Below are 12,439 nucleotides of genomic sequence, written 5' to 3'. Positions count from 1 at the left end.
TACCAAAATGTTAACGATTGCAATCTATATTAGTTTAGCAGATCGATTTATAGATTTTTGAAGAATCCTCAGGTAAAATGGCTTGTAATAAAGCTGAGGAGGAATGGGCACATGGCAGAGCATTTAGCAGATATCTTGAAGTTGTTGAAGCAAAAAGAGTGGGTAGATTTGTCCCACGCTTTTTATCCTGAAATCCCTCATTTTCCCGTATTCGATAATGTTCAGGTGGATACCATTTTTACCCACGATGATGGCTTTTTTGTAAAACAATACTGCTTTCCAGGTCAGTATGGGACTCATATTGACGCACCCGTTCATTTTGTGAAGGGCAAACGTTACTTGCATGAGCTTTCGTTGAAGGAGCTGGTTTTGCCGCTAGTTGTTATAGACCGTTCAGCAGCCGTTGCAACCAATTCTGACTATGAACTAACGGTTGCGGATATTTTGGACTTTGAGAAAGAGCATGGACGCATTGCAGATCAGTCCTTTGTTGCCTTTCGCAGTGATTGGAGCAAGCGTTGGCCTGATTCAGACGCCTTCTCGAACAATGATGACGCCGGAGATGCACACTGCCCGGGCTGGTCGCTGGAAGCGCTACGCTTTTTGGTAGAAGAACGGAATGTGGCTGCCATTGGACATGAAACACTAGATACCGATTCCTCTGTAGCTTATCGCAAAGCTGGCAAGCTGGTAGGGGAATATTACATATTGGAGCAGGATCGGTATCAAGTTGAGGTGCTGACGAACTTGGACAAGGTACCTCCGACGGGCGCGGTCATATATAATATCGTTCCGAGCATTCAGGATTCTCCCGGATTTCCGGTGCGCTCCTTTGCTATTTTGCCTTAATCATACAGTACCCAGTCATTTAAAAATGATTATATAATCATTTTGAACTAAAAGACCGATTCAGATATCGACATCTGAATCGGTCTTTTCTAGCTTATATGAGGTAATGTACAGCGTGAATGACCGTTCAGTCCATCTTGAATCAAAAGGATGAAACGTCTTAAGTGATAATCGTTACGGTAGGGGCAGAGATGGTGGGCTGAGTTGATATGGTGGAGGTTGTGCCGCTAAAATCAGATATTTCTATGACAGCGGGGACACCTGGTGTAATATCTACAGAGGCAATGACCAGACTTGCCGTGGTCAGGGTGAATAAGGAGCTCTGCTGAATAACTCCATTAATATAATAATTAGCAGAATCAGTAGCCGTTAATGTTGGTAAAGCAACTACTGGAGCGTCGGCGTCATCTACGAAGCTTGCAGCAGGAATAGTTGTTGTTGTTGCTCCGATCATCCCGGCTGTAATGGTTGCAAAAAAACGAGTCACGGCTGGGGTTACAGTCGTACTTATGGCACCACCAGTTGCTACGGGAGCAGTAGCTACTGCTGTGTACACAGGTTTTATGATGGGCATAGTTTTCATCTCCTTTCTTTACTGGTATGAGCCATTCGTTGGCTCTTAATCAATAAATGATTTTTCAACCTATTCGGAAACGGCATATTAACCTTTCTATAAATAATAGGGTTAATGGAGAAGGCCCTATTTTGCTACAAATATAGATGGAAGCGAACACTTGGAATCTGGAGGTTACAAATGCCTAAAACCCTAAAGGGGGATGTGCATACAATATATAAATCAGCATGTGAGAAGGAGGTGTATACGGCTGGTATGAGGAGACGCGATTCATCACTAAGAAGGCAAGGAAAGAGAACTGTACATTGCAAGACCAACAAACGTAAAAAGTGTAAAACAAGTTATCCATTCAAAGGTAGAACAAAAACGGGGTTCCATGTCAAAAAGCATCCAAAGCTAATCATGCACCGGCGGTGTAGAAATACTCCTACCAAGCGGAGGAGGAGCATGAGCCAGACGGGAAAGCGAGCAGCACCTGGTTCGGCAGGAGCACAAGGTATTCCCGGTTTGACAGGGGTACAAGGCGAAGGTGGGTTGACAGGAATACAAGGTATTCCAGGTTTAGCAGGAGCGCAAGGCATACCGGGAACTGCGGGAACACCGGGAGCCCAAGGAATACCAGGGATACAGGGTCCAGCAGGAACACGGGGAGCGCCAGGAGTGCCAGGTCCGGCTGGAGTCCAAGGTAGTTCAGGTGCAACAGGAGTACCTGGCCCTACTGGAGCACAGGGCATAGCGGGCCCTACTGGAGCCCAAGGTATAACAGGCCCAACCGGCCCGGCAGCTGACATTTCAAATATTGAAATTATACCCATAGCTGAGCGGTATTTTTATTTAGCACCTGCTACAATTGAATCTTCAATCACGATTATGGCGGATCAATTTTCTGTAGATGGTGTACAGGAGGCCTTTCAGCGTTTTAATGTCGGAAGCAATAGTTATGCCAATCTATACATTAATGGAATGGTACAAGAAAGCACATTGTATAGCCTAACACCTTCATCGCTGACGATTCGCCTTAACGAAGGAGAGGCAATTCTCTCCGGCACACCTATTATTGTGGAAATTGTTCGGTTTAGTGTGCGATCCAGTGGATGATACTGTTTGCGGTGAGGCAACCCAGAGGCAGATACAGCTGTTTCTTGGGGCAACGAGCCTTTGCGTCCGACATGCCAAAGCTGAAGACCGGCTTTGGAGCCTTGGTCATGGATGGCTTGCACGACTTTTTTGCAGCGGGGAAATGTGCTCGTCGCTTCATAGGCCAAGGCTGCCTGATTCTTTTCCCTGCTGGGTGACTGCGTGCACTTCAAGCATAATTAGTCCCACCTGTCCTAGCGTCCGAGCGCCATAATGCAGCGTATGCCAATCGGTTGCTTTTTTTATTCGGTTACATATCTATTTTATCAGGCCTGTTGATTAACCAATTATTGTGAATTTAAGGATGAAAGATATCCTTCATATTCAAGGTATATAGAAGGTATCTCCAATGAGCAGCAAGCTTATTTAGCAAGAGCAGGCGCGCAAAACGAACAAACTCCAGTGCTTCATGCTTGGGAACACGAAGGCTTAAGCGATCATACATCGTTTTTAACAGTACGTATACGATAAGCGCTGAGAACAACTGTCCATACACCGCATTTTCGGTGGTTCCAAACCGTGTTGGAATATTCAAATGTTGCTTGATCCAGCGAAAAAACACATTCTCTTTTAAGCGAATCACAAACCCTTGCTTTTGCTCCAGGTATCGATCGAAACGCTCGATTTTACCATAGGCTCGATCTTGAACCAGCGTGTAGGACGGATCGGTGAGGACTTCATCCAGGGGGCCGTCATGACATACGGCAGTGGTTTCTTCGACGCGCCGAGGCTGTAAAGAGGTCGCATCCCAAGCGACATGAAGCTTTACGCCAGCTCGTTCGCCATGATAAGGAGCCTAGGGCAGACGAGTCTTTCCTACCGTTACGGTGGTCGAGTCGATGAGCAGCAGTTACTGAGGAATCTGTAAAGTTCGCCGTTCGGCTCGTCCTCGGCTTTGAAGAAGTTGGTGAAACCATGTTTTGAACACAGCAAAAGGAACCTCGGCGGCTTTCCCGGAGAAGGTAGAGTAATGAACCGTCGGCAAACCACTTAACGACGCTTGATCCACGCCGGAGCGATAGCCTTTCCACTGCTCAAGGCGGCTCTTTTTATCCTATTTTTAGTTAATCAACAGGCCTGGTATATTCTATTTACTTCCTGTAACTGTGGCCTTGTACCCACCCCTAGCTTGTTACCCAACTTGCCTTTAACTTTCCTCCCCTTGTATCGTTCGATTTTCATCAAGCCGCATTTTATAAGACTCCCCCCATGCTTTCATAGACATAATGACCGGTTCCAAAGTCCTTCCGAAATCAGTAAGGGAGTATTCCACTTTTGGCGGAATCTCTTTATATATTTCTCGGTGAATGATGCCATCCCGTTCAAGCTCTCTTAACTGTAATGTGAGCATAAACTGCGTAATTCCTGGATTGAGGCGCCTAAATTCATTGAATCTTTTCGTTCCGTCCAGGAGCTGATAGAGAATGATCCCCTTCCACTTTCCACCAATAACATCCAGCGTTGTTTCAACCGGACATGCTTGCATATCCGGACTCGCTCCATATTTGTTTCTTCGGTCTCCCATCAGCTCATCTCCCTAAAGGTTTGATTTTTAATACTATATCATAAAAATATGCGTACTTACTTAAAGTAATCGAATTGATTTACAATGCAACTGTACAACATTTCCTATTTGAGAGGATGGATATCCATGAATACCAACCAAAAGATGAAAGCAGTCGGTGCTTACCGATACCTCCCAATATCCAATCCGGAAAGCCTTATTGATCTGCATTTGGATAAACCGGAACCTACGGGCCGTGATTTGCTTGTAAATGTAAAGGCAATCTCTGTCAACCCTGCAGACGTAGGTGTTCGCGAAAACCATAACTACGAAGCCCAATCACCGAAAATTCTTGGTTGGGATGCTGCTGGAATCGTAGAACAAGTTGGTCCTGACTGTCAATTGTTTAAACCTGGGGACAAGATCTATTATGCGGGCAGTGTGTCTCGACCAGGTAGTAATAGTGAATTTCACTTGGTTGATGAACGAATTGTAGGAAATATGCCGAAAAGTTTGGATTTCGCAGCCGCAGCCGCATTACCGCTTACCTCGATAACTGCATGGGAGGGCCTATTTGATCGTTTAGGAATTAGCCTAAACGCAAATGAAAACAAAAGTATACTTATTATCGGTGCAGCTGGAGGGGTAGGATCGATTGCCATTCAACTTGCCAAATTAGCAGGTTTGACTGTCATCGGTACTGCTTCGCGTCCAGAGTCAACTCAATGGGTTAAAAGTCTAGGTGCGGATTTTATAATAAACCACAACAACCCTTTTCAACCTCAGCTCAAGGAAGTTGGTCTAGACACCGTAGATTATATCTTTTGCTTGAATGATACTGTACAACATCTAGCGAATATGGCGGAGGTCATTACCCCTCAAGGTGTAATTTGCTGTATCGTTCCTGCAGATAAGGCTACCTGGGCAGGAAGCCTGAAAATGGACTTGCTGTTTTCTAAAAGTGTAACGTTTGTATGGGAGTTCATGTTTACACGGTCCTTGTTTCATACCAAAGACATGATTAAACAACACGAATTGTTGAATGACCTGGCGGACTTAATCGATGATGGAAAATTAAAAACTACGCTAAATGAACGACTAGAACCCATTAATGCAGCAAACCTACGTTTAGCACATGAGAAGTTGGAAACTGGACGGTCCATTGGAAAAATTGTTTTAGAAAACTTCTGATACTACGAAGAAGGCGCGTTTGGTTCCAAAAAGCGGTAATGTGTATAGACAAGACTAAGGCCCCCTATGGGGCCTTTTTGTGTACAACGGTATGGTGTGGGCGAGACAAAATATTGCCAAACTTTGTAAAAAAATTGCCGTCACTTATGATACGGTTCTCCGCGCTGTCTGTAACGGCAAGTTTTAGGGCTATTCTTATAGGATTGCCTTTTGTCACTTAAATATCAGTCAGTGATTTTCTAATTATCTATGACAATTTCTCCTTCATCTTTTGGCTCTTCAAATCAATTAAGAAAAGTCGTTAACAACTCCTCTGTAATCATAAAGGCAGCATTTGCATCAAAGCGTTGGCTACGAATCTTAAGGCACTTTCGCAATTCACTTTCAAGTAAATGAGTCTCCACTTCCCTCCGGCGTTTTCGATAAGCCGCTTATATTCATTTCTTTCCGACCTGCTCCAAAAACTAGAGTCAACCGCAACCTGTTTTTTATCTTGAATGAAGTGCACAATTATATTACGCAAACCTATATGTGCTTCATTCGAGTGATCCCTATACTTTTCAATAGGAAAATCAATTTCATATCATCCGTTAGCGGACCATACCTCCTCATCAATGGAAAGGCGTATGTACCCATACTCCTCCATTTTTTGAGAAAAGGTAGTTTTCCCCGAATCCGCTATCCCACATATTAATACAGCTAAAGACTTATCAGGAGCTCGTTCTGCTTCAATCAAAAGCTCCATATCCGATTTTTCTAACATCATGTATCCTTCCTACCCTTCCCATAAATAAATACATGTCGATATAAAAAAGAACTTTAAATTCAATGCAATTAGAGCTCAAAATTTTCTTGAAGCAAAATGTGAGGGGGCCTTCTGCGATAACATTAATCTATTGCTCTCAGTTCGAGACCTTTGTGACAAATCAACTCTCAACGTGAAGAATTAAAAATTCTACAACTCTCTCTATTCAATCTATCTTCTGAAAATGAACCGGCCACAATCGAACGACAGCGTGCATAGGTTCAAATATTCGGCGGTAAAATAGGGCAGTTCGACAAACAAGTGTCTCATGCCTTCGTTATGGTAGTATTCTGACCACAATTCATATTCACTCAACTTGCTCAGTATCACATGAAGTTAGCCCATATTATGAGAAACCAGAAGGATGAAAGAGGTTTTACAGGAGTTATGTTGGAGAATTGAGAATTAAAAATAGATTATAGATTTAATGTAGAGTGGTGGATCATATACTAAAAAGCAAATACAGAGAGGATGCAGCCAAACCGATCGGGAATCTGACCGGGGAGAACCGATTCGGGAAGGCCTCTACGACCAGTTTGACTTCATTTGTCAACGAGCTCAAGGACATGATCACCAATGCAGGATTGCCAAAACACCGGAGCTGTGCAGGCGATCTAACATAAAAGGGGACAGTTGTTAAACGCAAATTGTCCCCACAATAACTTATACCTTCATCTGTCCCTTGATAACTTTCATCATACTTTTACCAGTGGCTATAATTGCTTCTTCTGCCGGGCGTGGTGTCCATCCCAGTAAACGTTTGGCTTTTTGATTACTCGTTGACATGTCTTGGCCCAAGAGTGTTGCAATCATTCTTAATTTAGGATTGAAAACCGCCGCAACACGAACGATAGGATTTGGAATTTCCTTCATAGGCACGTGTTTCGCATCTTCCCCTAAATTTTTTCTCAGAATATTTGCGATCTCAAGTGTTGAGAGATTTTCTGCACTAGAAGCTATAAACCGCTCTCCACTTGCTTCGGGATGAACCATTGCCAGGATATGCAGCTCTGCAACATCTCGAACATCCACATAATCAGAATAAATTTTGGGGACAGACTTTAGCTTGCCTTCTAACATTTGGCGGACAATATCATTTGAATGCGAATAATCATTGCCTAGAATTGGTCCCATCACACCAACAGGATTTACGGTTGCAAATTCTAAACCCTTCCCTTCTTGTTGAATAAATTCCCAGGCAGCTTTTTCAGCAAGTGTCTTGGATTTTTGATATGGATGAATTTTTGCATCTGTATTGGACCAATCATCCTCGGTATATGGCCCTATGTGATGCTTATGTCCCACACCAATGGCTCCAAAAGCAGAAGTTAAAACAACACGCTTGACCCCTGCATCACGTGCTGCCCTCAACACTCGTAAAACACCTTCACGTGCCGGCCCAATCATTTCATTCTCATCTTTATAAATTCTATTGGGGGTTGGAGAAGCCACATGGATGACATAATCCGCTCCTTTAACCGCATTATTCCAGTTCTTATCAGAAGTCAAATCCGTTTGAACAAACGACAAATCCTCCATATTTGTCACTCCACCTGACATAATCATGGCTTTCACTTCATCTTGTCTGCTCATTGTACGCAGGGTTGCCCGCACACGATACTTCTTCTCCAGTAATTTCACAATGATATGAACAGCGATAAATCCTGAACCTCCGGTCACCAGCACTACAGGTTTGCTAGAGTCTGCCATCTTAAATACTCCCTTCAGGTGGCGTTACACTTGTAACGCTTTTTACACTATAATAGGACCAGGCATTATCAATAGCAAGCAAGAAACAAGCATGTGTGACAGAATGGAGGAAGTGTAATGGCAGCAACCGATCACGCACAAATTATTAAAAAAGACACCAAAGAATGGATTACTATTGCATTGCTGGAGCTATTGCGAACGAAAAGAATATCAGAGCTGACGATTTCAGAACTCGTTAGAAAAGCCGGCGTCAGCCGAATGGCCTTCTATAGAAATTATGAAAGTCTTGAACAGGTATTAGTGGAGTACTACGAGCCTAAATTTGCAGATATTTTCAATAAAATTGCGAACAAAAAGAATCACGAGCAAAAAATAACAGATTTGACCAACTTTTTTCTAACATTCTCTGATGATTTTCGATTGGCCATTGAGAGTGATTACACAGGGCTACTTTATCAAATCTTCAAAAATCATATTACCCAATTTTATGATGAGCTTATTCCCTTTCCAGACTGGACAGGTGCGAAACGAAATTATTGGATTCATTTTATGAGTGCCGGTGTTTTTGAAATTTGGGTGATGTGGATAAAGAATGGTCAACAAGAAACTATAGAAGAAATATCCGCACTCATCCGACTTTTTCATAAATAAAAATACAGGGAAATACGATGAGTGTCCAAAACAGGACATAGCAAACTGGCTTTTCACCATCTCCGAGGAAGATATGCTGGAGGTTCATTTGCTTAAGGAACGAGTAGGTGAACTGGCTGAGCAGGAAACGGCAATGTTGAGGCGAAAAGCGGATATTGAAGACATGCGTAGTAATGAGAGTGACAACCCGGTGAGTTTGGCCCATGTGCACGTAAACCAGCAAGCGCTTCTACTACAGGTGAAGACTCTAAGCCTACCGTAGACACATTTTTAAAATCAACGATATACGACATTTCCATCCCTCGTTTTCTCTCACTATTTTCTAAAAACAGAAATTTAATCTTCCTTATCTTCCAAATATTATACCAAAAATGATTTAAATATAAACGTTCACGTTTAGGATATGATAAACCCCGTTGTTTCCCCCAATAAAATTTGCCTCACTTATGGTAAGGTTCACCGTACACGCTATAACGGCTAAACTCATTCACTACTGAGTAAAAGCATATATTTACCGCTTATAGAGGCAGTACCTCCAATAAAGCGCAAGTATTCTCCTACAAAAAAACCATGCTGTCCAAAAGGAATCCACTTTTCGGCAGCATGATTGCTATTGAATTATTCAAAATTAATTTGATCAATTTCATTTAACGTCCAGGAGATTTTTTCTCTACCCGTTGATCTAACAGCCTCCTGCGAGCTATTCCTCAAAAAACTTGCCCCTACTTGCTCTACTTGTGATACGGTTCACCGTATCACTTTAACTGCAGTTTTTAATTTGAGGAAATTTGCTTTATTAGAACCCCTTCGGCCTATATTGCTAGCACTTCCTCCTAGATATATAAGGGATAGTGTCCTTGTACCCTACTGTCTGATTAATTAGACTCCGGTAAATGAGGCATAACTTGAATACGTTCCAGCAGTGACCACAATTGTTCTGCTATATCCTTAGCTGGAATGGGTATTGACTGGATAATCCACCACTCTAGTAAACCAACAATAGCCGAAGCCAAAAACTGTAACATCACCTCCTTGTTCATATCTTGTTTTATGCTACTGACATCGATCAGCTCACTAAGGTTCCCTAGAATCACATTCATCATGAGGTTTCTAAACGCAGGGATTCCTTTGTTAACCAGCAGAGTAGTATATATTAAAGCATGTTGTTCCAAATACTCAAATGTGCGGATCATAATGGATTTGGAAAGTAAAAGCGCAGTGCCGTCGAGAGTCATGCAACTTTCAAATAATTTTTTAAAATAAATATCGATACATTTATCCAACAAATCGAACTTGTCAATGTAATGCAAGTAGACAGTCCCGCGGCTAACATCAGCTCGATCTGCTATTTCACTAATTGTAATATCTTCAAATTCTTTCTCTGAGAGCAGTTCGATAAAAGCCCCGATAATTACTTTTTGTGTTTTTAGTATTCGTCTATCCATAAGACTCTCCTTAAAATATAGCGTAAAATTTTTCCAATGAATTTAACCATATGCATTTGGGTTCATGAAATATTTATTAGTTATTGAACGATGAATCGAATTTTGTTAATTAATGATCAAATGCAGTTATTTTAACGATTGAAGTGAAGAAGTAACTTTGTTAATATCACGATATCAGACAGTTGTTAATAAGTAAACAAGTGTTTATAAATCATTCATTGTTTGAAACAAATTTAAAAAATAGGAGGAATTTATTATGAAAGCAATTGTTTTGAAAGAGTACGGAATTCCAGCAGTTTTACAAGATGAAGAGATAACTGTGCCAGTAATTACAGAAACACAGGTGCTAGTGGAAATGTATGCTGCTTCGATAAATCCAGCAGATTATGTACTACGTTCTGGGGCTGTTAAGGATATTTTGCCAGTTCAGTTGCCATATGTTCTCGGTGCAGATTTTGCGGGTGTGGTCACTGAGGTTGGAAGTAAGGTAACTCATTTCAAACCTGGCGATCGTGTTATGGGTATTCCTATTAATAATGGTGGCGCCTATGCAGATTATGTAGCAGTGGAAGAAAACGCACTTGCGATAATCCAACCAGGGATATCTTTTCATGAAGCTGCTGCATTGCCAACGGTTGGATTGACTGCCTGGCAGTCTTTATTTAAGTATGGCAAACTACAACCTGGACAGCGTATTCTGATTCATGCAGGCGCAGGCGGTGTGGGACATATTGCTGTTCAACTCGCCAAACAAGCAGGTGCATATGTGATTGCAACAGCCCGTGAATTTAACCATGAATTTGTGCGACAGTTAGGTGCCGACGAGGCAATTGATTATACCAAAACTGATTTCACAAAGGCTATAAGTAGTCCAGTAGATATTGTACTGGATATGGTTATGGATAGATCAGCTACCGTTCTGGATGCGAAGATAAGTGAAACTGGGCGAAAAAGCTACTCTGTTTTGAAGGATGGAGGCAAGCTCATCTCACTGGTAGCCATGGCAATTAATGAACATCCCAAAATTCGCGGAATCGAAGCTCAATTTGTTCATGCAGAGCCAAACCACGATGATTTGTTATCCATTCTTCGAAACGTACATGAAGAAAAATTAAAGGTTCATTTAAGCGGGATTTTCCCATTTACATCTCAAGGATTAGCCGAAGCGTACCACAGGTGCGAAACAAATCCTAAGAGGGGAAAGGTAGTAATTCAGAGAAAGCAGGGTTAAGATTTTATAAGCTCTAGTAAACATTTTAATCCTTATGTACAAAATATTGCGCTGCTGATGAATCATATGAGCAGCACCGGGAGAAGTAAGTTGAACAGTTTTAATCCGTATGAGCTTGCGGTATCCGAGAATAAATTTCTTATGCTCGAATCAAAATACCCTCTAATCCCGCAGATTTGGAGGGTATTTTGATGCATATTCATGTACTGCCCAGTGTTGCACATGAATAATCAATGAGGGACTTTTTTGATGGAATTATTATGAAACATACTTATGTATGCAAAAACCTCCGTTACTTATGATACGGTTCACCGCGCTGTCTGTAACGGCAAGTTTAAAGGCCATACTTTGTGGGATGGCCTGCCTTATCAATTCTAAACAACTGCGCTGAAAGCATCGTAAATATCATATAATCGCAGCCATCACATATAGACACATTAAATCCTCTCACCATACAACTGACCCATAACACTTATAAACTGCTTGGCTGCTGGTGTCACTTCATCAAAGGAACGTGCTACAATCCCGATATCCCGCGTGATCCGAGGAACAATCTCTTTGACAATCAAGTGATATGGAACAGAAGTAAGCGTAAAATGAGATATAATGCCGATCCCCAGATTTTTTTGGACCATTTGGATTAAGGTTTCAGCCGTTTGGACAGTCAGACTCTCATGGAAAGAAATATCATTCTCGTGAAATGTGTTCAACACAGCGGATTCATGTCCACCTTTGCAAAAAATAAAATCATTTCTGTAATGTTCCAGGTTAATCTCGCTTTGTGATTGTAAAGGATGGTTCTCCGGTACAATAGCTACCATGTAGTCATGCGCCAGGATTTTAAAGTTAAAATGATCGAAGGGAGAAGCGATAAGCCTATTTCAACCGTTCGGTCTTCCACCCATTGTTTAATTTGATTAGAGGTTCCTTCCATAAGCTCAATCGTGACTTGCGGATATTGGGAGCGGAATGAACATATCACTTCCGGCAGCAAGTTTGTGGAGGCAGCCGGAAATGAGCCAATCCTCACCTTACCACGCAAAAGCTTGTTCTCCTGACAGGCGAGTTGAACCATTTTATTTTCAATTTCCTTCATATTCCTAGCCAGAATCAACATTTCTTTCCCAACATCTGTAAGCATTAATCCATTCTGTTTGTCTCGAATAAACAGCTTCACTTGTAAAGATATTTCTAAATTTTTCAAAGCCTTACTAACAGCCGGTTGGGAAATAAACAGTGTTTTGGCAGCCTCCGTAATATTCAACTTCTCCGCAACCTTCATAGACACTTCAAGATGATTCATATTCATATTTTAATTATAACCATTTGGTTATCCCCTTTA

General features: G+C 41.8%; 9 protein-coding genes and 3 pseudogenes. 5 read left to right on the top strand and 7 right to left on the bottom strand.

Translation table 11 applies throughout. From position 1 onward, the window contains the following. The first annotated feature begins 111 nt into the window (after positions 1 to 111). Positions 112 to 849 (top strand): cyclase family protein, encoded by a 738-nt coding sequence (locus T3H97_RS18810; RefSeq protein WP_328800554.1) that lies wholly within the window; start codon positions 112 to 114, stop codon positions 847 to 849. Positions 850 to 1,009: 160 nt separating this feature from the next. On the opposite strand, the gene T3H97_RS18805 is transcribed toward T3H97_RS18810, so the two are convergent. Next, on the bottom strand, positions 1,010 to 1,423 hold the full coding sequence (locus T3H97_RS18805) for a DUF4183 domain-containing protein (protein ID WP_013311418.1): 414 nt from the start codon (positions 1,421 to 1,423) through the stop codon (positions 1,010 to 1,012). Between the two features lie 447 nt (positions 1,424 to 1,870). Between T3H97_RS18805 and T3H97_RS18800 the strand changes: the two genes are divergently transcribed. Next, on the top strand, positions 1,871 to 2,521 hold the full coding sequence (locus tag T3H97_RS18800; protein ID WP_328800553.1) for a DUF4183 domain-containing protein: 651 nt from the start codon (positions 1,871 to 1,873) through the stop codon (positions 2,519 to 2,521). Positions 2,522 to 2,858: 337 nt separating this feature from the next. On the opposite strand, the pseudogene T3H97_RS18795 reads toward T3H97_RS18800, so the two are convergent. Then, a pseudogene (locus tag T3H97_RS18795) lies at positions 2,859 to 3,326 on the bottom strand (hypothetical protein); the annotation flags it as partial. 381 nt (positions 3,327 to 3,707) lie between these two features. Further along, positions 3,708 to 4,085 (bottom strand): winged helix-turn-helix transcriptional regulator, encoded by a 378-nt coding sequence (locus tag T3H97_RS18790; protein ID WP_226002244.1) that lies wholly within the window; start codon positions 4,083 to 4,085, stop codon positions 3,708 to 3,710. A gap of 126 nt (positions 4,086 to 4,211) precedes the next feature. Between T3H97_RS18790 and T3H97_RS18785 the strand changes: the two genes are divergently transcribed. After that, entirely contained in the window at positions 4,212 to 5,255 is a 1,044-nt protein-coding gene (locus tag T3H97_RS18785; RefSeq protein ID WP_328800552.1) for a zinc-binding alcohol dehydrogenase family protein, read from the top strand. A gap of 1,468 nt (positions 5,256 to 6,723) precedes the next feature. On the opposite strand, the gene T3H97_RS18780 is transcribed toward T3H97_RS18785, so the two are convergent. Next, positions 6,724 to 7,770, bottom strand: coding sequence for an SDR family oxidoreductase (locus tag T3H97_RS18780; RefSeq protein ID WP_103049404.1), 1,047 nt, complete (start codon positions 7,768 to 7,770; stop codon positions 6,724 to 6,726). A 117-nt stretch (positions 7,771 to 7,887) separates the two neighbouring features. Here T3H97_RS18780 and T3H97_RS18775 point away from each other — a divergent pair, with 117 nt between their 5' ends. After that, entirely contained in the window at positions 7,888 to 8,421 is a 534-nt protein-coding gene (locus T3H97_RS18775) for a TetR/AcrR family transcriptional regulator (protein ID WP_025716458.1), read from the top strand. 203 nt (positions 8,422 to 8,624) lie between these two features. Here T3H97_RS18775 and T3H97_RS18770 read toward each other — a convergent pair. After that, positions 8,625 to 8,720 (bottom strand): annotated as a pseudogene (locus T3H97_RS18770) (phage tail protein); the annotation flags it as partial. A gap of 576 nt (positions 8,721 to 9,296) precedes the next feature. Then, positions 9,297 to 9,866 carry a TetR/AcrR family transcriptional regulator gene (locus tag T3H97_RS18765; RefSeq protein ID WP_328800551.1) on the bottom strand — a complete coding sequence of 190 codons (570 nt, stop codon included), beginning with the start codon at positions 9,864 to 9,866 and terminating at the stop codon, positions 9,297 to 9,299. Between the two features lie 256 nt (positions 9,867 to 10,122). On the opposite strand from T3H97_RS18765, the gene T3H97_RS18760 reads away from it, so the two are divergent. Beyond that, on the top strand, positions 10,123 to 11,097 hold the full coding sequence (locus T3H97_RS18760) for an NADP-dependent oxidoreductase (protein WP_328800550.1): 975 nt from the start codon (positions 10,123 to 10,125) through the stop codon (positions 11,095 to 11,097). A gap of 437 nt (positions 11,098 to 11,534) precedes the next feature. On the opposite strand, the pseudogene T3H97_RS18755 reads toward T3H97_RS18760, so the two are convergent. Next, positions 11,535 to 12,406: pseudogene (locus tag T3H97_RS18755) on the bottom strand (LysR family transcriptional regulator). Positions 12,407 to 12,439 lie beyond the last annotated feature (33 nt).

It is taken from the genome of Paenibacillus sp. LX16, from assembly GCF_036252815.1.
Taxonomy (GTDB): domain Bacteria; phylum Bacillota; class Bacilli; order Paenibacillales; family Paenibacillaceae; genus Paenibacillus; species Paenibacillus polymyxa_B.
Note: the sequence above shows the minus strand (reverse complement) of the source record. Positions and strands in the feature narration are given on the sequence as shown.